This is a genomic window from Brevundimonas sp. AAP58 (assembly GCF_001295975.1).
In the GTDB taxonomy this organism is placed as follows: domain Bacteria; phylum Pseudomonadota; class Alphaproteobacteria; order Caulobacterales; family Caulobacteraceae; genus Brevundimonas.
This window is the reverse complement of record NZ_LJHU01000094.1, coordinates 1-25,786: the sequence shown is the minus strand read 5'-3', so window position 1 is coordinate 25,786 and position 25,786 is coordinate 1. Positions and strand designations below refer to the sequence as shown.

Below are 25,786 nucleotides of genomic sequence, written 5' to 3'. Positions count from 1 at the left end.
CCTCATCCGGCCCTGACGGGCCACCTTCTCCCGCAAGGGGAGAAGGGACATGAGGCGCCAGCCACTCCGCGATCAGCTTCGGATCGTCGATCGTCGCCGACAGCGCCACCCGCCTCAGTCCCTGCGAAAAGCTCTGCAGCCGCCCGAGCGCCAGGTTCAGCAGGTCCCCCCGCTTGCCCGACCAGATGGCGTGGACCTCGTCCAGCACGATGCACTTCAGGTCGGCGAAATAGGCCCGCGCCCCGCCCCAGGCGCAGAACAGGGCCAGCTGCTCGGGCGTGGTCAGCAGGATGTCGGGCGGATTGTCCCTCTGCCGCTGCTTCTTGGATTGTTTGGTATCCCCCGTGCGGCTCTCGACATGGATGTTCAGCCCGATCTCGCGGATCGGCGTCATCAGGTTGCGCTCGACGTCCGTCGTCAGCGCCTTCAGCGGCGAGACGTAGAGCGTATGGATGCCGCTGCCCGGTCCGAACTCGGGCCTCGGCCCCCGCTCGGCCAGATCGATCAGGCTGGGCAGGAACCCCGCCAGCGTCTTGCCACCCCCTGTCGGCGCGACCAGCAAGGCGTGCGACCCGGCCTGCGCCGCCGCGATCATCTCCAGCTGATGCCGACGCGGTGCCCAGCCCCGCCGGGCGAACCAGTCGGCGAACAGGGGCGGGAGACTGGCGGCGGGAGGCGTCACCCCCGGGATATAGCATGTTCCCGTTCCGTTTCACCCCGTCAGAGGCTATCTGTCGAAGGTGCCCGACGAATCCGTCATCACCAACCGCCGCCTGACCGGCGCCGATCCCTGGCTCGACCTACCCCCGGCGCTGGCCGTGCCGCCGGGGGCGGGGGCGGTCTGCGACGAGGCGGGCGCGAGGAAGATCGGGCGGGGCGCGGCGGAGGGCGTGTTCACCGGCGGAGCCGTCATGGTCGCCCACGCCAGCCTGACGGCGCGAAGGCTGGGGCTGTCGCCGCCGCCGCGATCGTCGGACCTGCTGGATGTGCTCGAGCTCTGGGCCTTCGTGCGCCCGGCGACGTTCTGCGCGCCGTCGCCCAGCGGCCTGGCGCTGGCGCTGGGCATGAGCGAGCCCAAGGGGGCCGAGGCGCAGGCCGCCGCGCTGCGCGACGCCGCCGCGACCCTGCTGCGCGAACTCGCCGATCCCGCCTATCCGCGCCGCGAGGACGCCTTCACCCTGGCCGAGACGCTGGGGCGCGCCGGATGGGCCTGGGCCCGGCGGGTCTCGGGTGCTTTGCAGGCCCAGCCGTTGCGCGAGCGGCAGTATCGAGGTTCGGGCCTCGACGTCTGGACTCGACTGCCGGAGTGGGAGGACGAAGCGCCGCGCGGGGAGGCGGGGTCGGCCCCGGTCGACTCGGAATCCGCCCGCATCCGGCTGGAGAAGCTGTTGCAGCAGTCCGGGCTCGACGAAGCCCGCCCCACCCAGTCCGACTATGCGGCGGAGGCAGCCTACGCCTTCTCGCCCCGCGACGAGGAGGGCCGCCCGCGCATGCTGCTGGCCGAGGCCGGCACCGGCACGGGCAAGACCCTGGGCTATCTGGCGCCCGCCTCCCTGTGGGCCGAGCGCAATCAGGGGGCCGCCTGGGTCTCGACCTACACCCGCGCGCTCCAGCGCCAGATCGACCGCGAGAGCGCCGCCCTGTGGCCCGATCCCGCCGAACGCCGAAGAAAGACCGTCGTCCGAAAAGGCCGCGAGAACTACCTCTGCCTCCTGAACCTCCAGGACATGGTGCAGGCGGCCCAGCTGGGGAACGGCGACCTGATCGGCCTGGCCCTCACCAGCCGCTGGGCGATGCAAACCCGCGACGGCGACATGACCGGCGGCGACTTCCCCGGCTGGCTGCCCGGCCTGTTCGCGGTCGGCCCGAGCGCCCAGGCCAGCGCGGGCAATCTGGTCGACCGGCGCGGCGAATGCGTCCACGCGGCGTGCGCCCACTACCGCACCTGTTTCGTCGAGAAGACCATCCGCGCCAGCCGTCGGGCCGATCTGGTCGTGGCCAATCACGCCCTGGTCATGACCCAGGCCGCCTTCGACGGCGCCCGCACCGCGCGCGGCCTGAAGCAGGACAATGAGACCGCCGCGCTCAAGCGCATCGTCTTCGACGAGGGCCACCACCTGTTCGACGCGGCCGACAGCGCCTTCTCCGCCTGCCTGTCGGGTCAGGAGGCGGCCGAGCTGCGTCGCTGGATCCGCGGGCCGGAGGGGCGCGGCCGTCGCGGCCGGGGTCTGGAACAGCGCCTGGGCGATCTCTGCGCCGACAACGAGGCGGCGGCGAAGGCGCTGCAGGACGCCATCCGCGCCGCCGCCGCCCTGCCCGGCGAAGGCATCTCCGGCCGGATCGCGCCTCCCAGCGGAGAGGTGAACCCCGTCGGCCCGATCGAACAGTTCCTGATGGCCGCTCTGGAACAGATCCGCGCCCGCACCTCCGAGGCCGCCTCGTCCGCCGGTTCAGAGTTCGGCACCGAATGCGCCGTCCGCCCCGCGACCGAGCCTCTGCTGGAAACCGCGCGCGGTGCCGCCCAGGCCATCGCGGCGGTGGAGGCCCCCCTCCTGGCCCTCGCCCGCCACCTCGAAGACATCCTCGACGACGAGGCGTCGGAACTCGACGGCTCGGCCCGCGCCCGGATCGAGGGGGCCCTTCGCGGCCTGGACCGCCGCGCCCGCATGACCCTACCCGGCTGGCGCTCCATGCTGGCGGCCTTGCAGGACGGCGGCGACGAACCGGACCCCGACTTCGTCGACTGGCTGTCGGTCGAGACCGCCTTCGGCCGCATTCACGACGTTGCGCTGCGCCGTCACTGGATCGACCCGACCGTGCCGCTGGAGGCCGCCGTCATCCTGCCCGCCCACGGCGTCCTGGTGACCAGCGCCACCCTGTCCGACCCCATCGCAGAGACCAGCGGCGGTGACCTGTTCGGCATGGCCCGGATGCGCACCGGCGCCGCCCGCCTGATCGAGCCGGCCCGGACGCTGAAGGTCGAAAGCCCCTTCGACTATGCCTCCAACAGCCGGGTCATCGTCGTCGGCGACGTGGCCAAGGACGATCCGCGCCAGACGGCGGCGGCCATGCGCGAACTGTTCCTGGCGGCCGGCGGCGGGGGGCTGGGCCTGTTCACCGCCATTCGCCGCTTGAAGGCGGTCTACGAGCGCCTCGGGCCGGACCTGGCCAAGGCCGGCATCCCCCTCTACGCCCAGCACGTCGATCCGCTGGAGGTCGGCACCCTGGTCGACATCTTCCGCGCCGAACAGGACAGCTGCCTGCTGGGCACCGATGCGGTCAGGGACGGCGTCGACGTGCCCGGCCGGTCTCTGCGTCTGCTCGCCTTCGACCGCGTCCCCTGGCCTCGCCCCGATCTGTTGCACAAGGCCCGGCGCGAGAAGTTCGGGGCGAAAGGCTACGACGACGCCCTGGCCCGCGCCCGCATCGCCCAGGCGTTCGGCCGCCTGATCCGCCGCGCTGACGACCGGGGCGTCTTCGTCATGCTGGACGCCGCCACCCCCACCCGCCTCTTCGCCGCCTTGCCCCCGGGGGCCGAGGTTCAGCGCATGAGCCTGGTGGAGGCCATCGAGATGACGCGGGCGTTTCTCTCGACAACACAGGAATGATCGGCACCCTGTCCGCTCGCCGCCCCGCCCAGACGGCTACCGGTCCTCGCGCCGACCGTCCTGCCCCGCGCGGATTTCGTCGGCCATCGTCCGGGCGACGTTGCCGATCCTGCCGTTGACGGCCTCATCGGTCTGTTCGGCACCATAGAGACCGCGCAGAAACGCCCGGTCCCAGTCTGTCAGACCGGGCGGCGGATTGGCCCCCTCGGAGAACAGGCTGAGGATGGTGTCATAGGAGCCGGGATCCAGCTCCGGATTGATCTGCGCCAGGCTGATCACCGCCAGATAATCCGCCAGGGCACCCAGATCGGTGCCTGCCACCCGATCGATGTCGACGATGACGATGACCTGGGACAGGTCGTCGCGCAGCGGACTGCGGAGGCGGGAGGCGCCGTCGGCGTTGACATTTCCTCCATAAGCCTGCGGTCGTGTCAGCGCTTCCCTAGGCGGAGGGACGTAAGGGGCCTGGCCAGGCAGCCGCGCGACGGACCGGTTTGTTCGAGAATTCACCGGAACACTCGACTGCCACCAGCGGACGGGACGATCCGATGTCATGAACGCCTCGACCGCCGCGTCGCCAAGGTCGGAACCAGACACACCGATCCGGAACCGTCGTCCCCGCGCCTCGACCAGATCGCGCGCGGCGGCGTCGGCATCGGCGGCGAAGACGATGAAGACCCGTGGCTCACATCTTGGCCAGCCGACCTCCAGCCCGACCGACTCGCCGACCGCGGCGATGCGATCCACCACGAACTCGGCGGCCTCTCGCTGAAGATTGCCGACGCCGACGCAGACCCGCCGGTGCCAGGTCGCCGCGCCCCGGCTGCGCGGTGGCGACACCACGCGCGCCACGAAATCCGTCGTCGCCTCGGCGAGCGGACGCCCCTCCACCACGATGTCTTCAAGCTCGGTCGTCGCGGACTGGGCGGCGTCCTGCTGCACCTGCCCGAAAGCGGAAAGACCCCCTCGGGACGACACGGTCGCATCGTCCGCCCACGACCCGGCGGAGTGACCTGTGATCAACAGGGATCCCAGAAGCAACAGAAGCATCTCAAATCCCGATCAGTGAACCCGGACGCGGCAGGCGCGTCCCGGCCCCCGCGCCTTGGCACGGGCACCTAGTCCTCGACGCCCGGCTCCTCGCCGTTCTCGCCCTCTCGCAAGCGGCCATGCGCGTCGTGGATGGCGTCGACGATCTCGCTGCGGCGGGCGATCTGAGCGGCGGCGTTGCGCTCGGCTGCATACAGGCCGCCGAGGAAGGCCTGGTCCCAGTTTGTCAGGCTGGCGCTGCCGTCCGGATCGTTGAACACGTTCAGGATGGAGGCATAGCCGCGGGTGTCCGCATCCGGGTCGATCTGGGCCAGCGACACCATGGCGATGTAATCCGCCAGCTGCAGGATGGAGACGTCGCGTACCTGATCGACGTCCACGATCACCACGGCGCGGATCAGGTTGTCGACGAACTGGGTCCGCAGGCGCGATGCCGCGAAAACATTGGTGCTGGGGGCGAAGGCCAGGACGGTTTGGCCTCCGCCGCCGCCACATTTGATGCCGTTGCAGTCCCCGGCCAGGCGAGTCGCCCGCGCCCCGGTTTCGGCATCGACCGGCACCGCCATCTGCCACCAGCGAACAGGGCGGTCCGTTTCGACAAAGTCCTCCAACGCCGATCCGCCCCGGTCCATGCCCGCGCCACCCATGCGAAAGGCCCGCCGGCGCTCGCTGACGAGCGTGCGCGCGATACCCTCCGCGTCATCGGTCGCGATCACCAGAATGTTCGGCGCGCAGCCGGGCGCGCCAGGTTGCAGACCCAGGTCCTCGGCGACCGTCGAAACGCGGTCGGCCAGATACTGCGCCGCGTCCGCCTGAAGATTGCTGACCCCCACGCAGATCTCGCCGTCCCAGCGCGCGAGACCCCGGCCCCGATTGGGCTCGGCGACTTCACCGACGAAGTTGCGGATCATGGTGTCGAGCGACCGCCCGGTGACGACCACGTCTTCCAGTTCGACCGCCACATCGGGCTGGGCCGGAGCCTGCTGGGCCACCGGGTCCTGAACGGCGGCGTTCGCGGTGGGAACGGACGGGTCAGCGAGCAGGAGGCCCGCGAGCCAGACGGCGATCATGACGCTACCCTCCGATGGACCTCAACTCACGATGGTTTCTGACGGCGGCGGCGTCAATCACGAAATGGATGACGCGGATGGCCGAGCGACGGCTTTCCGACGAAATGCGGAAGACTACTTTTGACCCTTAGGCGACTTTAGGTCTTGATTGGAAGCAGACTAGGCCAGTGCCCTAGGCAGTCAGGACAAGGCTGCGAACTGTTCCACTTTCCGCGTCGGCCCGGAAATGATCAGAAGGTCGCCATCGATGACCAGGGTGTCAGGCTTCGCATAGGTGAAGTCCTGACGGGCGCGCTTCACCCCGACCACCGTGATCCCGTAGCGCGTCCGCAACGCTGACTCTGCCAGCGTCTTGCCGAGAGCCTCTTTCGGTGGGCGGGTCTTCACAATGGCGAAGTCATCGTCGAACTCGATGAAGTCGATCATCTTTCCGGTCACCAGATGCGCGACCCGCTCGCCCATCGCGGCCTCGGGGAAGACCACGTGGTGGGCGCCGGTTCGCTCCAGAATCTTGCCGTGGTTGGCGCTCACCGCCTTTGCCCAGATGTCCGGCACCCCCAGCTCGCTCAGGGCCAGAACGGTCAGAACGCTGGCCTCGATGTCTGAGCCGATGGCGACAACCGCGCGAAGGAAATCGTGCGCGCCGAGCTTGCGAAGGGTTTCGATGTCCCGGCTATCCGCCTGAACGACATGCGTCAGCTGTTCGGACCAGCGCTGAACGAGGGACAGGTCCTCGTCGATGGCGAGAACGTCGTGGCCCATATGGGCCAGACTCTGCGCGACAGCGCCGCCGAACCGGCCAAGGCCGACAACCAGGACGCTATTGCCTTTTGTCTTGTTCGATCTAGCCAACGATGGGGCGCTCCAGCGGATAGCGATAGGGGACGTGACGAGCCCGCAATGCGAGGGCGGCGGCCACAGTGATGGTGCCCACCCGTCCCACGAACATGAGCGCGATCAGGATCGACTGGGCTTGGGGTGGCAGGTCGGCGGTGATGCCCGTGCTCAGGCCGACCGTCGCGAAGGCCGAGATGACCTCGAACAGGACCCGGTCCAGCGGAAAGGTGGTCATCGAAAGAATGGCAAGGGTGGCGACACCGACGAGTCCCACGGACATGAGCACGACAGCCAACGCCTGACGCTGTGCGTCAGGACATATCCTTCGCTTGAAGATGGTGACGTCCGACCGACCCCGGATCTCGGCCCAGACCACCACGCCGAGCAGCAGAAAGGTCGTCACCTTGATGCCGCCCGCAGTTCCCGCGCTTCCTCCGCCGATCAGCATCAGCCCGTCAGTGAAGAACAGGGTTTCGGGCCGCATTTGCCCGACGTCGACGGCGTTGAACCCTGCGGTGCGGCTCATTACGGAGTGGGTGAAGGCGTTCAGGAGCTTCCCGCTCGTCGTGAACTCGCCGATGGTGGCGTTGTTGTTCCATTCGGCGATGAGCACGGCGCAGAACCCTGCGATCAACAATCCAACGGTTCCGTAGACCGTGAGTCGGGCATGGATCGACCACTGGTCCGGTCTGCGCCAGGCCGCGCGAAGTTCATTGATGACCGGAAATCCCAAGCCACTCACGATGATGGCGACGGTCAACGGAAGCAGGACAAAGGGGTCGAGCGCGAACCGGACAAGGCTGTCCGAATAGGTCGAGAAGCCAGCATTGTTGAACGCCGAAACAGCGTGGAAGACCCCGTTCCATATCGCTAAGCCCCAGGGCTCTCCGTAGGTCGCGTGAAGGCGCAGCGCGATGATCGCCGCGACGGTGACCTCGAACACCACCGTCACACCGAGGATGGTAGCCATCACGCTCTTCACGTCCCCGAGTGACAGGCTCTTGGTTTCCGCCTGAACGACCAGGCGACGCCCCAGCCTCATCCGTCTGGTGATGAGCAGTCCCAGCAAGGTCGCGCCGGCCATGATGCCGAAACCCCCGACCTGAAACAGGGCGAGGATCACACCCTGCCCGAAGGGCGTCCAATAGGTCCCGGTATCAACGACGACCAACCCAGTAACGCAGACCGCCGAGGTCGCTGTGAACAGAGCCGTCAGCAGCGGTGCAACCTGTCCGTCCGCGCTGGAGAAGGGAAGCAGGAGAAGGATGGTGCCGACGATGATCGTCACCAGAAACGCCAAAGGGACGATCCGCGCGGGATGATCCAGGATCGGTCGTCGCAAGGCTCGCCTCCGGGAGTCGGGGCCGATTACACCCGATCTCCGCCTCGGGAAAGAACCCCGTGCGCTCGATGCAGAGTCACAACCGCGAAATCACCGCCATGATCTGTGGCAGCGATCTCCGCTTCCCACCCTCAACGGTCCCTCAAAGGGACCGCCTCCAAGCCATTGAGAGGGGTCTCGGCAGCCGATCGTGGGCTCAGATTCTATGAGCCGACCTTGCCGAAATCCCTGCCTGTACCCATTTCACGGCCATCGAATATCCGCTCGCGCGGACCCGATTTCAGACATTTCAGACGATTCAGACTCTGTTTCTCGCAGCGGCCTTCCGCCGCCAACGCCAAGGCCGGAATGACCGATACGCCGCCCCGTCACAAGCGCTCCGGCCTGTTCGCCCCCATCGGCCTGTTCCTGATCGTGCTGATCGCCTGGTCGGTCTGGTGGTTCGTGCTGGCGGGCCAGGTGCGGGAACGCCTGGACGCCCGGATCGAGAGCCTGCGCGCCACCGGTTGGGATGTTGCCTATTCGGGCATGAACACATCTGGCTGGCCGTTCCGGGTACGGATCGGTGCCGAGAACGTGCGGGTCACGGCGCCGTCCGGCCATGCGCTGGCCGCGCCTGATCTGGCGGCCGAGGCCAACGCCTGGAACCCCGATCGGTGGGTCATGGTCTCGGGTGATGGCCTGGTCCTGACGCGGGCGGGCAAGGGCGACGTCGCGATCAATGGCCGCGTGATCCGCGCCAGCGTCAGCGGTCTGACGCAAGCCTGGCCCAACGTCGCGGTTGAGCTCGCCGACGTCCGTTTCACGTCTCACCGGGACGCCGAGGTGTTCCCGATCTCCCAGGCCGAGCGGATCGAGGCCTATCTGCGCCCCCATCTGGCCCCCGCCGGGACCGAGGGCGTGGAGAACAGCGTCGATGTCCTGTTCCGCCTGATCGACGCCGAGGGCCGCCCCGGTGGGCCGGTCGAGGGCATGGCGCGCAACGGCAAGCTGACCCTGCAGATCGAGACGGTCATCGAGGACGCCGACCGCCTGCAAGGCGCAGACGCCGCCGGGGTCTTCTCGGCCTGGACCCGCGCGGGCGGGCGTTTCACCAACGTCCGGGGCGAGGTGTCGGCGGGCGAGAGCCGGGCGACGCTGGCCAGCGAGGTCCTGTCGGCCCGTCCCGACGGACGGCTCGAGGGCACCCTGTCCCTGAACGCCCAGCGGCCGATGGCGGCCATCGCCGGGCTGGCGGGATCCCGTGACGGGGCGGTCGATCGGGCCGGTGCCGCTGGCGCCGCGGCGGCCAGCACGGTCGAAGGCGGCGAGGACGTGGACATCGCCATCGTCTTCCGCGACGGCCGCACCTTCCTCGGCCCCTTCGCCCTCGCCCCCGCGCCCAAGCTGTTCTGATGCTGGAGGAGCCCCAGCTCGACGCCGGGCGGCTGGCGCTCGACCGCGCCCTGATCGAGGCGCTGACCGCCCGCATCGCCGCGGGTGCCCACAGCCGCGCCGACGCCCGGGCGCTGGCGCTCCGCGAGGCCCTGCGCGACGCCGATCCGCTTCAGGCCCGGATCCTGCGCGCTGTCCATGGGCGGATGGAGGTCGCGGGCGGTCGCCGCTTCGTCGCCTCCGGCCCGATCTCGGCCGTGCTGGCGGCCGACCGCTGGGGCGCGGCCACGCCCGTCGCGGACGCTGAGACGGCGCTGGGCCGCGTCGATCCCTCCGTCTTCGCCCTCATCGATCTGGGCGACCGGCCCTGGTGGGGGCGGCTGCTGGCCCGGCCCGACCTGCGCGTCGTCGGGGCCCTGCCCGACGACCGGGCCAGCGCTCCCCGCGCCCTGCTGATCGCCTGCGAGACGACCGGCCCCACGGGCGACGACCGCACCTTCTGGGTCACCGACAGCCCGCTCTCCGACGCCCGCGTCCGGGCCGAACTGGCCGCGCTCGGTCTGGCCGCGACCCTGCTGACCTCGGCCGGCGGGTTGAAGCTCTATGCCCTCGCGGGCTATGTGCAGCCCGAGGACGGGCGGCTGCATCAGGCGCCCGGCGCGCTGTCCGGCGTCATCGGGTCAGCGCCCGTCTACTGAGAAAGCCCCAATGACCCAGGCCGCCCCCCAGCCGAAGCCCGGCATCCTCGACATCGCCCCCTACGTCGGCGGCAAGTCCGCCATCGCCGGCATCGCCGAGCCGATGAAGCTGTCCTCCAACGAGAACATGCTGGGCGCCGGCGAAAAGGCCCGCGCGGCCTATGAAGCGGCGATCCGCAACATCCACATCTATCCCGATGGGCGGGCCAACAAGTTGCGCGCCGCCGTCGCCGAGACCCATGGGCTGGAAGCCGAGCGTCTGATCTTCGGCAATGGCTCCGACGAGGTTTTCGCCCTTCTGAACCAGACCTATCTGACGGCGGGCGACAATATCGTCACCGGCCAGTACGGCTTCCTCGCCTACCGCATCTCCGCACTCGGCTGCGAGGCCGAGGTCAAGCTGGCCCCCGAGCCGGGCTACAAGGCCGAGGTCGACGCCCTGCTGGGAGAGGTCGATGAGCGGACGAAGATCGTCTACGTCTCCAACCCCTCGAACCCCACCGGCAGCTGGAACTCGGGCGAGGAAATCCGCCGCCTGCACGAGGCCCTGCCGGCCCACGTCCTGCTGGTCATCGACGAGGCCTATGCCGAATACGTCACCGAGCCCGACTGGGAGACGGCCTTCCCCCTGGCCCGCGAGGCGAACAACATCGTCGTCACCCGCACCTTCTCCAAGATCCACGGCCTCGGCGGCCTGCGCATCGGCTTCGGCTACGCACCGCTCCCCGTGTCGGAAGCCATCGACCGCATCCGCCTGCCCTTCAACGTCTCGGTCCCCGGCCTTGAGGCGGCCACGGCCGCCCTGGCCGATGAGGCGCACCAGAAGGCGTCGCGCGAGCTGATCCAGACCTGGCGGCCGCGCCTGACCCAGGCCATCCGCGGCTTCGGATTCACCGTCCTGCCGTCCGCGGGCAACTTCATCCTGGTGCTGTTCCCGGACGAAAAGCGCAGCGCCACCGCCGCCAACGACTACCTCAACTCGAAGGGCATCATCGTGCGCCAGGTCGGCGGCTACGGCATCCACGACGGCCTGCGCATCACCGTCGGCACCGAGGACCAGAACCGGGCTGTCATCGACGCCTTGAGCGAGTTCGCGGCGAGCTGACAGCGCGGCCAAGCCGGGACCGCGCTGTCTTCCGCTCAGTATCCAGCCGGCAGCTGCAGCCCGTGGCCGTCCGGCGTGCTGTCGCTGACCGTGCCTATGGTCGAAGCGGGCCAGTGGGCCTGAATGATGCCCATCATGCCCTGGCCATAGCGCGGATCGGCGAAGTCCTGACCCAGGTCTGTCAGGATCGACAGCCAGCCACCCGTGACCGCACCCGCGTCGCGCATCCGGGCGATGGCGTCGGCCTCGGCCATCGGGCTGTTGGAGCCCGAGACGGCGGTGATGACGTAGACCTGATAGCCGTTCCGTAGCAGGTCCAGCGTGGTGTGGAGCGTGCAGTTGTCGATCGAGATGCCGCCGATCACCACCGTCTTGCGACCCGTGGATGCCAGGTAGGCCGCGACCTCCGGCGTGTAGCCCGACACCTGGGTCCGGTTGAACCGGTGGATGTCGTAGGTCACGTGCTCGGTGATCTCGGGCAGGAAGGTTCCGTAGTAGTCGTTCTCCTCGCCCAGCACGATCGTCGGCACCCGGAACAGTGGGTTGAACTTGGCGAAGGCGGTGATGTTGTTCCGGAATTGGGCGCGCGGGATGGTGTTGATCAGATTGTCCAGCCCGGTGACGTAGTCGACATAGATCAGCACCGTGTCATCCAGCGCAGGCCTTGCGAGCGCGGCAGGTGCCGTGCTGTTCTGGGTTGTGGTGTTCCGGGTGGCGGTCTGAGCGTGCGTGGTCGTTGCGGCCGAGGCGAGCAGGAGGGCGGCGGCGAGGGCGAGCAATGGCTGACGCATCTTTGATATCCTCATGTGACGACCCGTCGAGCGGGCGCGAGAAGGTCTCCCAAAGCGGGGCGGCGTGCGCGCCCGATCCTGCTTGGAGCCGACTGGATGTTGCTGGATTGGGCGAGGGCGCCGCGCTGAGCCGCCTGATCCGACCGAGCGGGCCGGTCACCGTGGGCGCAGGCGCTGCGATGGCCGTGGCCGTCCGGATCAACCTGATCGCGCGAGAGCGGTCGATGGATCGTCCGGACCCGGCCCGGCTAAAGGCCTGCGTCGCGCCGGACTACTATACGATCGCGCCGGCGGGCGGAGAGGCGACGCTGGCCGCCCATGCCGCTCAGGAAATCCTGCTTCTGACAGTCGGGGTTGAGACCTTTCTGCGCTTCGGCGTGACGGACGAAGGCTGCCCTCTGGCCGCCCTGCGCGGCCGAGTGCTGGTGGACCCCTTGATCACCGGCCTGGTCGAGCAACTGGCGGATCCGACCTCCGCCGATGACGCCGGCCTGAACGAGAGCATCCTGCGGACCCTGGTCCTGACCCTGGTCAGGACCGCGCGGACCCGATCGCTCGAGGCTGCGCGAGGCGGCCTGACGGCGCGCCAGCTGGGGGCGCTGCGCGACCATGTGGAGGCGGGTCTGCATCGCCCGCTCAGGACCGCGGAACTGGCCAAGGTCGCGGGGCTGTCGCCCTTCCATTTCGCACGGGCCTTCAAGGCCTCGATGGGGGCTCCTCCGGGAGAATGGATACGCCTGCGTCGCCTGACCGTCGCCCAGACCCTGCTCGAGAAGACGCAACAGTCGATCACCGACGTCGCCGCCGCTGTGGGCTATGAGAGCCCCAGTCGCTTCGCCCGGGCCTTTCGCGCCACCACGGGCCTGAGCCCCAGTCGCTTCCGCCGCGCTCAGGCCTGAGGCGGAGCCAGGAGCCGCGTCGATGCCGTTTCGATCCGGCTCTCCAGCTCGGCCATGAACGGCCCGCGCTTCAGATCGGCCGGGATGGGCGGCAGGAACTCATAGACTGCGACGCCGGGGTTCCGGCGGAACCCGTGGGCTGGCCAATACAGACCCGCGTTGGTCGCCACCGGCGTGCACGGCATGGCCAGATCGCGATAGATGGCCGCCACGCCCGGCTTGTAGTCCGGCTCGGTGCCGGGAACGGCGCGCGTGCCTTCCGGAAAGATGACGATCTGGCGGCCTTCGCCCAGCCGTTCCCGCGCCTGTCGCACCATGTCCTTCAGCGCCTTGGCCGCCGCCTCCCGGTCGACCACGATCATCTTCGTCTTCAGCGCGAACCAGCCGAAGAAGGGCAGGATGGCCAGCTCCTTCTTCATCACGATGCAGGGGTCGTCGAGCATCAGGAACGGCACGATCACGTCCAGCATCCCCTGATGCTTGGCCGCGACGAAGGCGGGGCCGACCGGTCGGTGCTCCAGTCCCCGGAACTCGACCCGGACACCCGCGATCCAGTGAAGCCCGAACAGTACAAACCGCGCCCAGGCCCGGATCACGGCCATGGCGTAGCGGTGCGGCAGGATCAGCGCCGGCGACAGGCCGACGGCGAAGATCGCCATCGACAGATACAGCCAAGCGACGAACAGGAGCGACCGCAGGGTGGTCAAGACGCCGCCGCCTCCTGGGCCTCGGCGGGCGCGTCCACTTCGGCGCCCTCGCCGGTGATGCGGTCCAGCGTGACCCGGCCCATCACAGCCAGATACTTCATGTATTCCAGCGTCATCCGCCGCGCGGTCACCGCCGCCCGCCACCAGCGGCTGTCGTCCAGAGAGGGCGTCTCGACCGCATAGGGCGTCAGCTCCACGCCCGGGGCAGCGCTGCGGATCTCCATCAGCGAGCGCGGCATGTGGTAGTCAGACGTCACCACGATCAGGCTGTCATAGCCCTTGGACCGCGCCCAGGCGGCGATCTCGGCCGCGTTGCCCGTGGTCGTCTCGGCTTCGAAGCCCAGGTCCACGCAGCAGTTGAACAGGCGGTTGGACCCCGGCGTCAGTTCGCGCAGTTCCTGGCGACGGACCTCGGGATTGACCCCCGAGATCAGCACCCGCTCGCCCTTGTCCTGTTCCAGCAGGCGGATGGCGGCGTTGACCCGCTCGGCCGAAGGGCCGGTCAGGGCGACGATGGCGTCGGCGCGCTCGGGCTCGTCCGCGGGCGCGAGGCTGCGCACCCGCTCGGCGAAGGCGAACAGCCCCACCAGCCAGATCAGGGCGACGATCCCGATAAGCGCCAGAAACTTCATCGTTTCTCCCTACCGGCCAGCGTCGCCGCCGCCAAGCCGCGACAGCGCCCGCCCCGCCGCCAGCCGCGCCGCGACAAGCGCCACCGTAGCCGCGACCATCGGGGTTGGCGAGAGGATCAGCAGATCGCTCCAGGCCAGGGGCAGGGCGGGCGTAAGGCCTTCACCTCCGCCGAGGAACCGCACCAGCGCCGCCAGCGCCAAGGCAACCCCGGCCCCCGCCGCCCCGCCGACCAGCGCCAGCCGCGCGAACCGCAGTTGAAACAGCCCCACGATCGCGTCGTCGGTCGCGCCGGACAGGCTGAGCGTCTCGATCACCGACCGCCGCGCCTCCACCCCCGCCCGAACCGCATGAATGATCGCCGCCGCCGTCGCCCCGGCCACGGCCAGAAAAGCCGCGATGGCCAGAAGGGTCACCGTGGCCGCCGACCGCTCCACCTCGCCGCGCCAGAGGCTGTGGTCGTCCACCGTGGCGTCGATGCCGGCCTCGGCCAGCGCCCGGCCGAGCACGAGCGCGCTGGCCGGCGCGTCCTGATCCAGCCGCACGGTGACCAGATGCGGCAGGGGAATATCCTCCAGCGCCGCCTCACCCATCCAGGGGGTGAGCAGCTTCTCCGCGGTCGCCCGATCCATGGCGGCGGCTTCCTCGACACCCGCGACGCCCGCCAGAGCCTCGGCGGCGCGGGCGGCGGCGGCGTCGCCGGTCTCGCCCACGCCCGGCCGCACCTGCACGGTGGCCTCGCCGCGCAGCTCGCGCGCCCAGCCGCCCGCCGCCCGCTCGGCCGAGAGGGCGCCCAGCCCCGCCAGACAGGCCACGAAACACAGAACCGCGATCACTCCGCCCAGCCACCGCTCGCCCGCCCCGTCCCGGGGCAGTAGGTCGCGCTCCGGCGGCGCGGGCGCGGCCTCAACTGGCCCGAAGAGGGTGGACCAGCGGATCATGCCGCGCGCGCTCTCGGCGCCGTCGTCAGTCGCCCGTTCGCAAGCCGCAGCACGACCGCGCCTGACCTCTGGGCCAGGGCCTCGTCGTGGCTGGCGATCAGGACCGTGACGCCCTGCTTGTTCAGCGACTGGAACAGCTTCAGCAGCTTCTCGGCCATGACCGGGTCGACGCTGCCGGTCGGCTCGTCGGCGACGATCAGGTCGGGTCGGGCCATGACGGCGCGGGCGATGGCCAGCCGCTGTTTCTCCCCGCCCGACAGGCTGGTGGGCCGCTCGCCCATGCGGTCGCCCAGCCCGACCCAGGCCAGCATCTCCTCGACGTCCGGGCCATATTCGGCAGGCTTGTCGCCGCGCAGACGACGGGGCAGGGCGGCGTTGTCGAAGACGCTGAGGTGATCCAGCAGGCGGAAGTCCTGAAACACCCCCCCCATGCGCCGCCGGAACCGGGGCCGGTCCTTGGCCGAGACCGCCGTAGCGTCCTCGCCGAACAGGGCGATTCGGCCCGCGCTCGGGCGCTCCGACAGGGTGATGAGCTTGAGCAGGCTGGACTTCCCCGATCCCGACGCCCCGGTAAGGAAGTGGAAAGAGCCGGAAGGCAGAATCAGCGAGATGTCCGAAAGCACGTCCGGGCGTTCCGCATAGCCGAATCCGAGACCCGTCAGGCGGACGGTCTCGGGCGAGGGCGCGGGATCGGCGGCCGGGCGGCGCGTTCGGGGCATCGGTGTCTAGTCGTCAGGAACGGCGCGCAACCGCGCCGATGGGAGGGGGCCGAGGGATCGGCCTCGCATAGTCAGCGAACATGATACTGACCTGCCCGTCCTGCGCCACCAGCTATTTCGCCCCCGACGACGCCATTCCGGCGGGCGGACGCAAGGTCCGCTGCCAGTCCTGCGCCCACGTCTGGCACGCCACGGCTGAGGAGCCCCTGACGCTGCAAGCGACGGCGCCCGCCGCGCCGGGGGCCGCCGAGATCATGAAGGCGGTGAACGCAGAGGTTCCGCCCGTCGCGCCCGAAACGCCCGCGCCCGAACTGCCCAAGGCGTTCCGGGCCCGCGCCGAGCAGCAGCGCCGCGTGCGCCGCGCCGCCACCCACGGGGCCGTCTGGGCGGGCCTCGCCAGCGTCTTCGTCGGAATTCTCGCGGGCAGCTGGCTGTTCCGCGTCGAGGTGGTGGAGCTCTGGCCTCGCGCCGCCGCCGCCTACGCCATGGTCGGGACGCCGGTGAACCCGACGGGGCTGGAGTTCGAGGCCGTCACCGCCAAGGCCATGCTGGACCGGCCCGACATGGTGATGGTGTCCGGCGCTCTGAGAAACGTGCGGGGTCGCGAGATCCTGCCGCCGCCGGTGCGGGTGGCCCTGCTGGACGGCCACGGCGCCGAGGTCGGCCACGCCGTCATCGAGCTGGACGGCGCGCCCGTGCTGCCGGGCGGGGTCCAGGGCTTCGCCGCCATGATCCGCGATCCGGGGGCCAAGGGCGTCGACGTCGGCGTCCACTTCGTCGGCACGACGCCGGCCGCGAATGAACCGGCCCACGATGCCGGGGCTGCACACGGCGAAGACCACGCCGCCCCCGCCGGTCACGACCGCCCCCGCCCCGAGGGCGACGACCACGGACTGCGCCCCGCCATCATTGAGGCTGCGCCCACCGCCCACGCCGAACCGATCGACGCCCAGCCGATCGTGGGCACGAGCCACGCCGCCGAGGCCGAGCACCACTAGGGCCTATCGACAGCGACGGCGCCGAGGCGCTATCCGGCGCCCATGGCCGAAACCCCCACCTCGCCAACCGTCCTCCTGCCCGAAGCCGAAGTCGCGCGCGTCGTCGCCGACCTGGCCGCCCGGGTCGCGCCCCATGTCGATGACGAGACCGTCGCCGTCGTCCTTCTGACCGGCGGCCTTTGGTTCGCCGCCGACCTGACCCGCGCCCTGTCGCGGCTGGGGCGGAACGTGCGCTTCGACGCCCTGTGGCTGGCCTCCTATGGCGACGATACCGAGAGCCGGGGCACCATCGACGTGCGCGCGCCGCTACAACGCCCCGTCACCGGCCGGAAAGTCCTGATCCTCGACGACGTCTTCGACACGGGCCTGTCGCTCGCCGAGGCCGCACGGCTCGCGAAGGAGGCGGGTGCCGCTCAGGTCCTGACCTGTGTCTTCGCTCGCAAGCCCTGGCCCCTGCCGCGCGCGCCCGAGCCCGACTTCGTTGGCTGGGAGGCCCCCAACCGCTTCCTCGTCGGCTATGGCCTGGATCACGCCGGAGCCTTGCGCGGCCTGCCTGACGTCTGCGCCCTGGACTGACCCTACTCTCCGCTCATCCCCGCGAAAGCGGGGACCCAGTGCTTTGGGCGACCGCTGCTGACGACCTGACTCGCGCAGGGATCCGATCACCCGCCCGTCTGTGCCCCACACAAGGACTGGGTCCCCGCTTTCGCGGGAAACATAAAGCCCTACTGCATCGACGTCTGGCTGTCGCCGTCGCCGCTCTCGGCCGCGTCGATTCGGAGCAGCGCGGTCAGGACCTCGACCCGGTCCTCCAGCGCCGGCGATTCCATCAGGGCCTGCTTCTCCGCCGGCTCGAACGGCAGGGCCATCGACAGGCTATTGACCAGGGCTTCCTGAGGCGCCGCCTCGGCGGTTTCCCAGTCGATCTCCAGCTGACGGCGTTCGAGGTACTGGCGCAGCGCGCCCAGGAACGCCGCGCGGTCGAAGCCCTCGCCGCCGGTCGGCGCGGTCAGGTCGGCCTCGAACGGCTGAAACGCCGCGCGCACCTGGCGATAGGGGGTCTGGACCGGCAGTTCTGACGCCACGCGGAAGCGTGCCACCCCGGTCAGCGTCACGAGGTAACGCCCATCCGACGTTTCGGCAAAGGTGGTGATCCGCCCGGCGCAGCCCACCGCCGACAGGCTGGGCAGGCGGCGCGGGCCGCCGACCGGCTGGATCATGCCGATGATCCGGTCGCCGGCCATGGCGTCGTCGATCATGTTCAGATAGCGCGGCTCGAAGATGTTGAGCGGCAGTTGCCCGCGCGGCAGCAGGATGGCCCCTGGCAGGGGAAACACAGGGATCACCTGGGGCAGATCGACCGCCTTCACATAGCCCTGCGCCATCGTCGGCCCCTTATGCGAACAGGATGGAGGACAGGCGGCGGCGGCCGTCCTTGGCGATGTCGGACGTCAGCCCCGCGGCCTCGAACACGACCAGCAGCTGCTTCCTCGCCGCCTGCTCGTTCCACTCCCGATCGGCCTGGACGATGGTCAGCAGGCTGTCGACCGCCCCCTTCAGATCGCCCGAGGCGGCCTGGGCCAGCGCCAGGTCATAGCGGGCCTGATGATCGTTCGGATCGGCGGCGACCCTGGCCTGAAGCTCGGCGGTCTCGCCGGTCTCGGCACCGGACGCCAGCGCCAGTTGGGCGCGCACGCTGACCACCGAGGGCTCCTTGCTGTCGGCCGAGGCCATGGCGATGGTCTGACGCGCCTGATCGGCGTCGCCGCCGGCGAGATAGACCCGCGCCATGCCGGCGATGGCCTTCTCGTTCTCGGGCTCCAGCGTCAGGACGTGGGCGAAGGCCTGGGCCGCGCCGCCGAAATCGGACAGGCCGAGCGATTCCTCGCCGAGCGCCAGCAACTGCTCCACGTCGGAGTTGGCCGAGGATCCGCCCGTCAGCTTCTCGATGAAGGCCTTGACCTGACTTTCGGGCAAAGCGCCCTGGAAGCCGTCGACCGGCTGGCCGTTGACGAAGGCGTAGACCGTCGGGATCGACTGCACGCGCAGCTGGCCCGCATAGGCCGGGTTCTTGTCGACGTCGATCTTGACCAGCTTGACCGCGCCGCCCGCGGCCCGGACCTGCTTTTCCAGGATCGGCGTCAGGGTCCGGCACGGCCCGCACCAGGTCGCCCAGAAGTCGACGATGACCGGCTGCTGCTTCGAGGCCGCGATCACGTCGGCCATGAAGCCGGCGTCCGAGCCCTCCTTGATCAGGTCGTCGTTTCCGGCGGTCGGGTCGGCGAGGCTCATCGTGGGGTCATCCTGTCGGCGTGTAACGCGAGAGCCGACAGATGGTCGCGACGCGCCAAAGACTCAAGCGGCGAAGTCGACGACGATCGCTTCACGCCCGATCGCGTCGAGGAACCGGCGGAACGCACCTTGCGTCAACGCCGTCGTCGCAGTGTTGGTCAGGGGGTGGAAGTTGACGATGTCGGCCTCCCACAGCCGCCGGTCCAGGACTAAAGTCACGCGCCGGTCCACGTCGTTAATCAGGCCCAGCGCCGTCACCGATCCGGGTCGCACGCCCAGCGTCTCCCACATCAGGGCCTCGTTGCCGAACGAAAGCCGGTCCGAGCCGATCCGCTTCGGCGCCGCCTTCAGATCAATGATCGTGTCCTGCCGCGCCGAGATCAGCCACAGCCGGCCTTTCTTGTCCTTGAGGAACAGGTTCTTGGTGTGGGCGCCCGGCATGGCGGCCTTGAGTTCCAGCCCCTCCTCGACACGAAACACCGCCGGATGGTCGTGGGTCGTCTGCGCGACCCCCCGGTCGGCCAAGAAGACTAGCAGGCTCTCTCGATCATGCGGCGGTTGAGCGGTCATGGGCGGGCCGATAGGAAGACGATACGACCCGCTTAGCCGAAGGACGCCGCCTCGTGGAACTGGAATGCTACCCGATGTCGTCGCGGCCGCCGGACCTGGTGCCCGGCCGCCAGTCGCGGAACTGGATGGACGCCTTCGCCAGCCGCCATCCCTACCGCTGTCTGCCGCTGACCATGGCCAACTCCACCGGGTGGGAGCTGCTCTGTCCCTTCACCTTCACGGCGGAGTGGACCGGCGGGCCGTCGCAGAACGACATCACCATCACGCCCGAGCGGCATCAGCCGGAACTGGACCACTTCGTCACCTCGCACTTCTCGCGCGGGGTCCTGACCATGCACCCGCAGTATCTGTTCCGCACGCCGCCCGGCTGGGGGATGATCTGCTCTGGTAGCCCCAACCACATGAAGGACGGCATCCAGCCCCTTGTCGGGCTGATCGAGACGGACTGGCTGCCTTTCCCGTTCACCATGAACTGGCTGTTCACCCGGCCAGGCCGCGTCAAGTTCGAGAAGGGCGAGCCCTTCTGCTTCATCCACCTGGTCGAGCACCGGAAGATGGAGGCCGTCCAGCCGGTGATCCGGACGCTGGAGTCCAATCCGGTGATGAAGGGCCAGTTCGAAGCCTGGAACCGCCAGCGCACCGACTTCAACCAGCGCCTTGCCTCGGGCGATCCCGACGCCGCCAAGGAGGCCTGGCAGCGGTACTACTTCAAGGGCGAGATCCCCGAGGCGCTGGGCACGGCCCCGGCCACGCACGCCAACAAGCGGCGGCTGAAGAATCCGAGGGTGGGATAGGCATAAGGTTCTAGGTTCTAGGTTCTAGGGGCTAGGGGTTATGCGTTTGCAGCAGCACAGCTTCCCTAGAACCTAGAACCTAACCCCTCGAACCTGCCCTACATCGGCCGCGTCACGCGCCCGCCGAGGTTGGCGATGACCTCGCGCGCGTCGAAGGCGTTCGGATCGCCGGCCGGCTTCGTCCCGCGGCCCAGCACGATCTCGGCGTTGGCCTCGAAGCGATCGATTTCGCGCACGTCGAAGTCGCTGCGGTTCCAGAACGGATCGTTCCAGCGGCTCCAGTAGCCGCGGTGGTAGTAGCGCCACGACGGGCCCCAGAACCGGCTGTAGGGCCGGTAGAAGGGGTCGGGGAAGGTCTGATAGCGCACGTCGCGATCGGTCGCGCGTTCGACCGTCGAGAACCAGTCATAGCCGTTCTCCACCGTGATCTCGGCGGCGCGCAGCAGCAGGCCCATCTCGACCTGCTCGCGCGAGGTCACCGAGTTGCCGGCGAAGCTGACGCGATAGCGATCGGTCTCCAGCCGCTGTTCGGCGTATCCGCCGCGCTGGCCGTTGAAGCCGGCGGGGGCGTAAGGCGTGGAGGTCGCGCAGGCTGAGAGCGCCAGCGCGGCGGCGGCGACCATCAGGATGGATCGGGTTTTCATGGGTACGCTCCGGAGGGTGGCGGACACTGGGTCATCCGACCTGAACGGCGCATGAACGACGCCGTTCCGGGGACGCACAAGTCCCTATAAACGCGAAACAATCAGTACAGAAGCGATCAGCAGCAACAGGCCGACGATCACGCCGAACCATCGCCGGAAGCGGGGCTCGTCCATGCGCCGGGCCAGCGCCGCTCCACCGAAACCGTAGGTCGTCATGGTGATCACGTCCATGAGGATTACCGCCGCAGCGAACAGGGCCAGCTGCGGCGCGGCTGGCCGATCCACGTCGAGGAACGGGGGCAGCACCGCTGTGAAGAACAGCACCGCCTTGGGATTGGCCAGCTGCACCAAGAACCCGTCGACGAAGGCGGGCCGCCGCGTCTGCACCGCTCGCGCCTCACCCTCCGACGGCGACGCCGACTTTAGCGCGCTCCGGATGGAGGACGCGCCCAGCCACCCGACGTAGACAGCCCCGGCTATGGCCATCCACCGGAACGCCTGCGGAAACGCGGTCACGAGCGCGCCGAGGCCCAACGCCGCAGCCCCGAACCAGACCAGGGTGGCGACATTCATCCCCGCGACGGCCAGCAGCACGGCGCGCCTGCCCCGCTCCAAGCCGGTGGCGATCGAAAACAGGTTCGCCGGCCCGGGCGTCACGGCCAGCACGGCCATGACGCCGCAGAAGGCGATGTAGAGCTGAGGGTCGACGGGAAGGCGCATCAGGCAGAGAGACACACCACCTGGGCCACGCGCAGATCGCGCCGCAGGTCGTCGGCGACCCGACCGTAGTTGTCGACGGTGACCGGTTCGCCCAGGACCGGTTCGTCAGCCCGCTGTTCCCCCCGGATGGCGGGGCCGAGCGTGTCCGGCGCGGTGGTGTAGATGAGGCCGCGGCGCGGGGCCTCTGCGATCGTAATGCCCACGGCCCGGCCCTGGCGATCGAGCGCCGGTGAGCCCGACAGGCCCGCCAGCGTCCCCTCCAGCCCCTCGGTCCGGCCGACCTCGGCCCAGGCCAGCACCGGCTCGTCGCGCGCGCCGCGTCCCCTCACCTTCAGAACCTCGCGACCGAGAAGCCGCGACGTCACCTCGCCCGGCTTGCCCTGCGGATAACCCGGATGGAAGGCGCGCTGGCCAATGCGCAGGGGCCCCGTCGTCGTGACCGGCAGGGCGGGCGGCCCCCCGGCGGTGATCAGGAGCGCGATGTCCGCGCGCGGCGCCAGTCGTACGTCGGCCGAGACCGCCCGCCCGCCGCCGACGACGAGCGCGGGCCTGCGACACCCCTCGACCACATGCCGGGCCGTCAGCCAGCGCCCTTGCCCCGCGATCGAGAAGGCCGTGCCCGCCGACGGAACAAAGGGCAAATCAGGCGTCGTCACGGTGACCGAAGGGTCAAACGGCGTGATCGGACCCAGAAGCGCCCCCTCGATCTCGTCGGGGAGCGGGGGTGCGGGCGGCGCGTCGGCATTCTCGCGGTGGGTGAGCGAGCCGACCAGCACGAAGAACAGAAGGCCGCCGTAGACCAGCCAATCCGGCGGGCGCAACCGGGCCATGACTGCCTCAGCCCGTCAGCGCGGCAGCGAGGATCAATGCCGTGGCGAGCTTGGCGGCGACCAGCAGGACGGCAGCGGAGACCTCGCCCTCCTGAATGCGCTGGGGCAGGCCGGTGAGGACCAGATCGACCACGCGGAAGGCCAGTAGCTGCAGAATCAGCGTCGCCACTCCCCAGAGCAGTATGTCCCTGACCGACGTCGACACGGACAGTGACACCGCCAACGGGATGGCCAGGCCCAGGAGCACCCCGCCAAAGGCGACGGCGGCGGCCGAGTTGCCCTCGCGGATCAGGGCGATCTCCTTCCACGGCGTCAGCAGACCATAGATCACCGCTCCGCCCGCCAGCAGGGCGAGCGTCGCCGCCAGATGCATGACCAGCACCGGAAAGCCGCTGGCGAAGGCCTGCACCTCGGGACTGGCGAGGGCGTCGGTCAGGGGACTGGCAGCCATGGGCAGAGACGAACCGGCGAACAGGTGAAGGGAACGAAAGGCGAAGCGACTTGCCCCATTGCGGCCACGATCCGCAAGGTCACGGCGGCCACACTGTGTGTCCAATGATTGCGGAACCGTGAGCGGCCCGATAAGCGCCCGCCATGACCGACGTGGAATCACCCCTGCCCACAGTCCTGGTGGTCGCCTGCGCCCTGGTCGACGCCGACGGCCGGGTGCTGATCGCCAGACGGCCCGAGGGCAAGGCGCTGGCGGGTCTGTGGGAGTTTCCGGGCGGCAAGGTCGAGCCCGGCGAGCGTCCCGAACAGGCCCTGATCCGTGAGCTGAAGGAGGAACTCGGCATCGACGTCACCGAGGCCTGCCTGGCTCCGTTCGTATTTGCCAGTCACGCTTACGATTCGTTTCACCTGTTGATGCCACTGTATTTATGCCGACGCTGGTCGGGCGTGGTCACCGCGCGTGAGCATCCCGAACTGGCCTGGGTGAAGCCGTCCGGACTGGCGGCCTATCCCATGCCGCCCGCCGACGCGCCCCTGGTCGCCTGGCTGCGCGACCTGCTCTAGGTCCGGAGGCCGCCGATGACCGCGCTGATCCGCCGTTTCCTCGCTGACGAGCGCGGGGCTACCGCTATCGAATACGGCCTGATCTGCGGTCTGATCTTTCTCGTAATCATTACGGCGGTGACGCTGTTCGCCAGCCGAGCCACCGACATGTTCGACTATATCAGTTCTACGATCGCCGCCGTCATCTAGGGGCGGTCACACGCCCTTGCCGTGCTCGACGACGCCGAGCGCGTCGGCCAGCCGAACCTTGGCCGACCCGCGCTTCAGCGGTTTCGGCTGGCTTTCGTGGGGTGCCCAGCCCGCGAGGTTGACGATCTCGAAAGTCGCGGGAATGCGGCCGTCCGCCTCGGCGAACCGCTCGGCATACAGGTGCGCCGCCCGCGCCAGGATGGCCCGGCTCAACGGCTGGATCGGCCCGGCCAGCGCATTGGTCTCGCCCATGGCGCGTAGATCGCGCACCAGCGCGGGCAGTCCGGAGTAGCGCACCGTCAGGCGGTCCACGTCCGCCACTGGCAGGGCGAACCCCGCCCGCTGCAATAACCCCGCCCCGTCGAAACCGTCCGCGAAGGGCGAGACGCGCGCGCTGGCCCCCTCGCGGAGCTCGAGCTCAGCGTCCGTCAGCACCGCCCGTAGCTCTTTAAGCGTGCCCGCGCCCAGCAACGTCCCGAGGAACAGGCCGTCGGGCTTCAGCGCGCGACGAATTTGGGTCAAGGCTCCTGGCAGGTCGTTGGCCCAGTGGAGCGTCATCAGCGACACGATCAGATCGGCCGAACCCTCGGTGACCGGCAGGGGCACCGCGCCCGGATCAGCGGCCAGACCCGCATCCGCCAGGGATGTCGGCGCACCCACCCTGCCCGCAGCGTCGGATCCGGCCAGAGCCTGCGCGAAAGGCCCGGACAGGGCCGAGAGGTCGACGACGACCGGAAACTCCCGCAAGGTCGCCTCCAGGCTCTGGACGGCGTTCTCGGCGGCGCGGCGATGCAGGAAGTCGGCGTCGGCGAAGCGCCGCGCGGCGCGGGCCAGCCTCGCCGCCCGGCGGTGGGGGTCGAAGATGACGGGGGGACCGGACGCGCTCATGCGCCATCAGGATGGGGGCTGGAGAGACCGATGGGAAGCCGGGCGGGCGCGCGCTGCGCCGGCCCTGCGTGATTTCGCGCGCGGCCTGACCGACCTGATCCTGCCGCCGCTGGCCCACGACAGCCCCGAGGCCACGGCCCAGGCCGGCCTGACGCCGGACGCCTGGAGCCGCGTGATTTTCCTGGAGGACCCCGTCTGCGACGGCTGCGGCGCGGCCTTCGAATACGACGGCGGCGACTTCGCCTCGGACCGGTGCGCGGCCTGTCTGGCGAAACCCTATCGCTTCGAACGCTGCCGGGCGGCCTGCGTCTACGACGAGGCCTCGCGCGGCCTGATCCTGAAGTTCAAGCACGGCGACCAGCAGCAGTTCGCCCCCCTGTTCGCCCGCTGGCTGTCGCGCGCCGCAGCCCCCCTGATCGAGGCCGCCGACGCCATCGCCCCTGTGCCGCTGCATCCCGGACGCCTGCTGACCCGCCGCTTCAACCAGGCCGCCGAAATGGCACGGCCGCTGGCGCGGAGCGCGGCCCGCGACTACCTGCCCGACGCCCTGATCCGCGCCCGCGCCACCGAAACGCAAGGGGGACGCAGCGCCAGGGGCCGCCGCCTGAACGTCAAGTCCGCCTTCGCCGTAACCGACGCCGGGGCGCGGCGGGTCCGGGGCCGCCGCATCCTGCTCATCGACGACGTGCTGACCACCGGAGCCACCGCCGAGGCCTGCGCGACGGCCTTGCTGGAGGCCGGAGCCCGCGCTGTGGACCTGGCGGTCGTGGCGAGGGTGCGAACAGCGCGCGAACCGCCTACATAGTCCGATCTCGCCTCAGTTTTCCGGAGTTCCCGCCTTGGCCGACGTCGTGATGTACACCAAGCCCGGCTGCCCCTACTGCATCGCCGCCATGGGCCTGCTGGACAAGAAGGGCATCGACTTCACCGAGATCGTTGCCTCGTTCGATCCGGCGAAGAAGGCCGAGATGGTCGAGAAATCCGGCGGCCGCATGACCTTCCCCCAGATCTTCATCGACGGTCGCCACATCGGCGGGTCCGACGACCTGCACGCGCTCGACCGCAAGGGCGAGCTC

The 25,786-nt window shown here is 69.6% G+C and carries 30 protein-coding genes; 12 read left to right on the top strand and 18 right to left on the bottom strand.

The window, feature by feature from the left end:
• A partial coding sequence (locus tag IP78_RS12005; protein WP_156320394.1) for a DEAD/DEAH box helicase occupies positions 1-682 on the bottom strand: 682 nt, incomplete at its 3' end.
• A gap of 58 nt (positions 683-740) precedes the next feature.
• Between IP78_RS12005 and IP78_RS12000 the strand changes: the two genes are divergently transcribed.
• Complete coding sequence (locus IP78_RS12000) at positions 741-3,608, top strand: ATP-dependent DNA helicase (protein WP_082385022.1); 2,868 nt, start codon at positions 741-743, stop codon at positions 3,606-3,608.
• A 36-nt stretch (positions 3,609-3,644) separates the two neighbouring features.
• On the opposite strand, the gene IP78_RS11995 is transcribed toward IP78_RS12000, so the two are convergent.
• The 4 genes from IP78_RS11995 to IP78_RS11980 all read right to left on the bottom strand — a co-directional run bounded on the left by IP78_RS11995 (position 3,645) and on the right by IP78_RS11980 (position 7,907).
• A complete protein-coding gene (locus tag IP78_RS11995; protein WP_054111914.1) occupies positions 3,645-4,658 on the bottom strand; it encodes a hypothetical protein in 1,014 nt (337 codons plus the stop codon).
• Between the two features lie 68 nt (positions 4,659-4,726).
• On the bottom strand, positions 4,727-5,728 hold the full coding sequence (locus IP78_RS11990) for a hypothetical protein (protein ID WP_054111913.1): 1,002 nt from the start codon (positions 5,726-5,728) through the stop codon (positions 4,727-4,729).
• 180 nt (positions 5,729-5,908) lie between these two features.
• The gene (locus IP78_RS11985) at positions 5,909-6,580 is read right to left on the bottom strand and encodes a TrkA family potassium uptake protein (RefSeq protein WP_054111912.1); all 672 of its coding nucleotides are present in this window, start codon (positions 6,578-6,580) and stop codon (positions 5,909-5,911) included.
• Positions 6,573-7,907 carry a TrkH family potassium uptake protein gene (locus IP78_RS11980; protein ID WP_082385019.1) on the bottom strand — a complete coding sequence of 445 codons (1,335 nt, stop codon included), beginning with the start codon at positions 7,905-7,907 and terminating at the stop codon, positions 6,573-6,575. Before IP78_RS11980 ends, IP78_RS11985 begins: the two co-directional genes overlap by 8 nt.
• Before the next feature lie 348 nt (positions 7,908-8,255).
• Here IP78_RS11980 and IP78_RS11975 point away from each other — a divergent pair, with 348 nt between their 5' ends.
• From IP78_RS11975 to hisC, 3 genes are read left to right on the top strand one after another with little or no spacing between them, the layout of a single operon-like run.
• Entirely contained in the window at positions 8,256-9,302 is a 1,047-nt protein-coding gene (locus IP78_RS11975; RefSeq protein WP_054111911.1) for a DUF2125 domain-containing protein, read from the top strand.
• Positions 9,302-9,979, top strand: a complete 678-nt coding sequence (locus IP78_RS11970; protein WP_054111910.1) for a hypothetical protein — start codon at positions 9,302-9,304, stop codon at positions 9,977-9,979. The genes IP78_RS11975 and IP78_RS11970 overlap by 1 nt, the downstream gene beginning before the upstream one ends.
• A 10-nt stretch (positions 9,980-9,989) precedes the next feature.
• Complete coding sequence (hisC, locus tag IP78_RS11965; protein ID WP_054111909.1) at positions 9,990-11,084, top strand: histidinol-phosphate transaminase; 1,095 nt, start codon at positions 9,990-9,992, stop codon at positions 11,082-11,084.
• Between the two features lie 35 nt (positions 11,085-11,119).
• Here hisC and IP78_RS11960 read toward each other — a convergent pair whose 3' ends face one another.
• Positions 11,120-11,875 (bottom strand): isochorismatase family protein, encoded by a 756-nt coding sequence (locus tag IP78_RS11960; RefSeq protein ID WP_197272450.1) that lies wholly within the window; start codon positions 11,873-11,875, stop codon positions 11,120-11,122.
• 107 nt (positions 11,876-11,982) lie between these two features.
• On the opposite strand from IP78_RS11960, the gene IP78_RS11955 reads away from it, so the two are divergent.
• Positions 11,983-12,774: a helix-turn-helix domain-containing protein gene (locus IP78_RS11955; RefSeq protein WP_054111907.1), complete on the top strand. Its 792-nt coding sequence runs from the start codon at positions 11,983-11,985 to the stop codon at positions 12,772-12,774.
• Here the strand turns inward: IP78_RS11955 and IP78_RS11950 are convergent.
• The 4 genes from IP78_RS11950 to IP78_RS11935 are packed head-to-tail and all read right to left on the bottom strand — an operon-like array spanning position 12,765 to position 15,771.
• Complete coding sequence (locus IP78_RS11950; RefSeq protein ID WP_054111906.1) at positions 12,765-13,481, bottom strand: 1-acyl-sn-glycerol-3-phosphate acyltransferase; 717 nt, start codon at positions 13,479-13,481, stop codon at positions 12,765-12,767. The genes IP78_RS11955 and IP78_RS11950 overlap by 10 nt on opposite strands.
• Positions 13,478-14,113 carry a YdcF family protein gene (locus IP78_RS11945; RefSeq protein ID WP_054111905.1) on the bottom strand — a complete coding sequence of 212 codons (636 nt, stop codon included), beginning with the start codon at positions 14,111-14,113 and terminating at the stop codon, positions 13,478-13,480. The genes IP78_RS11950 and IP78_RS11945 overlap by 4 nt, the downstream gene beginning before the upstream one ends.
• A gap of 9 nt (positions 14,114-14,122) precedes the next feature.
• Entirely contained in the window at positions 14,123-15,052 is a 930-nt protein-coding gene (locus IP78_RS11940) for an ABC transporter permease (RefSeq protein WP_054111904.1), read from the bottom strand.
• Complete coding sequence (locus IP78_RS11935) at positions 15,049-15,771, bottom strand: cell division ATP-binding protein FtsE (protein WP_082385014.1); 723 nt, start codon at positions 15,769-15,771, stop codon at positions 15,049-15,051. The genes IP78_RS11940 and IP78_RS11935 overlap by 4 nt, the downstream gene beginning before the upstream one ends.
• Positions 15,772-15,851: 80 nt before the next feature.
• On the opposite strand from IP78_RS11935, the gene IP78_RS11930 reads away from it, so the two are divergent.
• The gene (locus IP78_RS11930) at positions 15,852-16,769 is read left to right on the top strand and encodes an MJ0042-type zinc finger domain-containing protein (protein WP_054111903.1); all 918 of its coding nucleotides are present in this window, start codon (positions 15,852-15,854) and stop codon (positions 16,767-16,769) included.
• A gap of 42 nt (positions 16,770-16,811) precedes the next feature.
• Positions 16,812-17,345: a phosphoribosyltransferase gene (locus IP78_RS11925; protein ID WP_054111902.1), complete on the top strand. Its 534-nt coding sequence runs from the start codon at positions 16,812-16,814 to the stop codon at positions 17,343-17,345.
• A gap of 149 nt (positions 17,346-17,494) precedes the next feature.
• On the opposite strand, the gene IP78_RS11920 is transcribed toward IP78_RS11925, so the two are convergent.
• The 3 genes from IP78_RS11920 to IP78_RS11910 form a co-directional block, all read right to left on the bottom strand.
• The gene (locus tag IP78_RS11920) at positions 17,495-18,154 is read right to left on the bottom strand and encodes an LON peptidase substrate-binding domain-containing protein (protein WP_054111901.1); all 660 of its coding nucleotides are present in this window, start codon (positions 18,152-18,154) and stop codon (positions 17,495-17,497) included.
• A gap of 10 nt (positions 18,155-18,164) precedes the next feature.
• Positions 18,165-19,061 carry a thioredoxin gene (gene trxA, locus IP78_RS11915; protein WP_054111900.1) on the bottom strand — a complete coding sequence of 299 codons (897 nt, stop codon included), beginning with the start codon at positions 19,059-19,061 and terminating at the stop codon, positions 18,165-18,167.
• Positions 19,062-19,124: 63 nt separating this feature from the next.
• Positions 19,125-19,631, bottom strand: a complete 507-nt coding sequence (locus tag IP78_RS11910) for a prolyl-tRNA synthetase associated domain-containing protein (protein WP_054111899.1) — start codon at positions 19,629-19,631, stop codon at positions 19,125-19,127.
• Positions 19,632-19,684: 53 nt separating this feature from the next.
• Between IP78_RS11910 and IP78_RS11905 the strand changes: the two genes are divergently transcribed.
• Positions 19,685-20,425 carry a DUF6065 family protein gene (locus tag IP78_RS11905; RefSeq protein WP_054111898.1) on the top strand — a complete coding sequence of 247 codons (741 nt, stop codon included), beginning with the start codon at positions 19,685-19,687 and terminating at the stop codon, positions 20,423-20,425.
• 98 nt (positions 20,426-20,523) lie between these two features.
• Here IP78_RS11905 and IP78_RS11900 read toward each other — a convergent pair whose 3' ends face one another.
• The 4 genes from IP78_RS11900 to IP78_RS11885 form a co-directional block, all read right to left on the bottom strand.
• Complete coding sequence (locus IP78_RS11900) at positions 20,524-21,069, bottom strand: hypothetical protein (protein ID WP_054111897.1); 546 nt, start codon at positions 21,067-21,069, stop codon at positions 20,524-20,526.
• Positions 21,070-21,153: 84 nt separating this feature from the next.
• The gene (locus tag IP78_RS11895) at positions 21,154-21,789 is read right to left on the bottom strand and encodes a LysE family translocator (protein WP_054111896.1); all 636 of its coding nucleotides are present in this window, start codon (positions 21,787-21,789) and stop codon (positions 21,154-21,156) included.
• Positions 21,789-22,619 carry a serine protease gene (locus IP78_RS11890; RefSeq protein ID WP_054111895.1) on the bottom strand — a complete coding sequence of 277 codons (831 nt, stop codon included), beginning with the start codon at positions 22,617-22,619 and terminating at the stop codon, positions 21,789-21,791. Before IP78_RS11890 ends, IP78_RS11895 begins: the two co-directional genes overlap by 1 nt.
• A gap of 7 nt (positions 22,620-22,626) precedes the next feature.
• Complete coding sequence (locus IP78_RS11885; RefSeq protein WP_054111894.1) at positions 22,627-23,070, bottom strand: DUF350 domain-containing protein; 444 nt, start codon at positions 23,068-23,070, stop codon at positions 22,627-22,629.
• 143 nt (positions 23,071-23,213) lie between these two features.
• Between IP78_RS11885 and IP78_RS11880 the strand changes: the two genes are divergently transcribed.
• Positions 23,214-23,633 (top strand): (deoxy)nucleoside triphosphate pyrophosphohydrolase, encoded by a 420-nt coding sequence (locus tag IP78_RS11880; protein WP_054111893.1) that lies wholly within the window; start codon positions 23,214-23,216, stop codon positions 23,631-23,633.
• Positions 23,634-23,648: 15 nt separating this feature from the next.
• A complete protein-coding gene (locus IP78_RS15050; protein ID WP_082385012.1) occupies positions 23,649-23,822 on the top strand; it encodes a Flp family type IVb pilin in 174 nt (57 codons plus the stop codon).
• Between the two features lie 6 nt (positions 23,823-23,828).
• Here IP78_RS15050 and IP78_RS11875 read toward each other — a convergent pair whose 3' ends face one another.
• Entirely contained in the window at positions 23,829-24,710 is an 882-nt protein-coding gene (locus IP78_RS11875; RefSeq protein ID WP_054111892.1) for a methyltransferase domain-containing protein, read from the bottom strand.
• Between IP78_RS11875 and IP78_RS11870 the strand changes: the two genes are divergently transcribed.
• A complete protein-coding gene (locus IP78_RS11870) occupies positions 24,709-25,515 on the top strand; it encodes a ComF family protein (RefSeq protein ID WP_054111891.1) in 807 nt (268 codons plus the stop codon). The two genes, IP78_RS11875 and IP78_RS11870, sit on opposite strands and share 2 nt — an antisense overlap.
• Positions 25,516-25,549: 34 nt before the next feature.
• Positions 25,550-25,786: glutaredoxin 3 (gene grxC, locus IP78_RS11865; protein WP_054111890.1), on the top strand; the 237-nt coding region annotated here is incomplete at its 3' end.

Bases quoted from the DNA above. Each gene is read 5' to 3' on its own strand.
- IP78_RS11900 (WP_054111897.1), bottom strand. From the start codon at position 21,069: ATGAAAACCCGATCCATCCTGATGGTCGCCGCCGCCGCGCTGGCGCTC.
- IP78_RS11880 (WP_054111893.1), top strand. From the start codon at position 23,214: ATGACCGACGTGGAATCACCCCTGCCCACAGTCCTGGTGGTCGCCTGC.
- IP78_RS11885 (WP_054111894.1), bottom strand. From the start codon at position 23,070: ATGGCTGCCAGTCCCCTGACCGACGCCCTCGCCAGTCCCGAGGTGCAG.
- IP78_RS11935 (WP_082385014.1), bottom strand. From the start codon at position 15,771: ATGCCCCGAACGCGCCGCCCGGCCGCCGATCCCGCGCCCTCGCCCGAG.
- IP78_RS11960 (WP_197272450.1), bottom strand. From the start codon at position 11,875: ATGCGTCAGCCATTGCTCGCCCTCGCCGCCGCCCTCCTGCTCGCCTCG.
- IP78_RS11870 (WP_054111891.1), top strand. From the start codon at position 24,709: ATGCGCCATCAGGATGGGGGCTGGAGAGACCGATGGGAAGCCGGGCGG.
- IP78_RS11990 (WP_054111913.1), bottom strand. From the start codon at position 5,728: ATGATCGCCGTCTGGCTCGCGGGCCTCCTGCTCGCTGACCCGTCCGTT.
- IP78_RS11890 (WP_054111895.1), bottom strand. From the start codon at position 22,619: ATGGCCCGGTTGCGCCCGCCGGATTGGCTGGTCTACGGCGGCCTTCTG.
- IP78_RS11975 (WP_054111911.1), top strand. From the start codon at position 8,256: ATGACCGATACGCCGCCCCGTCACAAGCGCTCCGGCCTGTTCGCCCCC.
- hisC (WP_054111909.1), top strand. From the start codon at position 9,990: ATGACCCAGGCCGCCCCCCAGCCGAAGCCCGGCATCCTCGACATCGCC.
- IP78_RS11970 (WP_054111910.1), top strand. From the start codon at position 9,302: ATGCTGGAGGAGCCCCAGCTCGACGCCGGGCGGCTGGCGCTCGACCGC.
- trxA (WP_054111900.1), bottom strand. From the start codon at position 19,061: ATGAGCCTCGCCGACCCGACCGCCGGAAACGACGACCTGATCAAGGAG.
- IP78_RS11920 (WP_054111901.1), bottom strand. From the start codon at position 18,154: ATGGCGCAGGGCTATGTGAAGGCGGTCGATCTGCCCCAGGTGATCCCT.
- IP78_RS11930 (WP_054111903.1), top strand. From the start codon at position 15,852: ATGATACTGACCTGCCCGTCCTGCGCCACCAGCTATTTCGCCCCCGAC.
- IP78_RS15050 (WP_082385012.1), top strand. From the start codon at position 23,649: ATGACCGCGCTGATCCGCCGTTTCCTCGCTGACGAGCGCGGGGCTACC.
- IP78_RS11910 (WP_054111899.1), bottom strand. From the start codon at position 19,631: ATGACCGCTCAACCGCCGCATGATCGAGAGAGCCTGCTAGTCTTCTTG.
- IP78_RS11945 (WP_054111905.1), bottom strand. From the start codon at position 14,113: ATGAAGTTTCTGGCGCTTATCGGGATCGTCGCCCTGATCTGGCTGGTG.
- IP78_RS11895 (WP_054111896.1), bottom strand. From the start codon at position 21,789: ATGCGCCTTCCCGTCGACCCTCAGCTCTACATCGCCTTCTGCGGCGTC.
- IP78_RS11875 (WP_054111892.1), bottom strand. From the start codon at position 24,710: ATGAGCGCGTCCGGTCCCCCCGTCATCTTCGACCCCCACCGCCGGGCG.
- IP78_RS11995 (WP_054111914.1), bottom strand. From the start codon at position 4,658: ATGCTTCTGTTGCTTCTGGGATCCCTGTTGATCACAGGTCACTCCGCC.
- IP78_RS11940 (WP_054111904.1), bottom strand. From the start codon at position 15,052: ATGATCCGCTGGTCCACCCTCTTCGGGCCAGTTGAGGCCGCGCCCGCG.
- IP78_RS11925 (WP_054111902.1), top strand. From the start codon at position 16,812: ATGGCCGAAACCCCCACCTCGCCAACCGTCCTCCTGCCCGAAGCCGAA.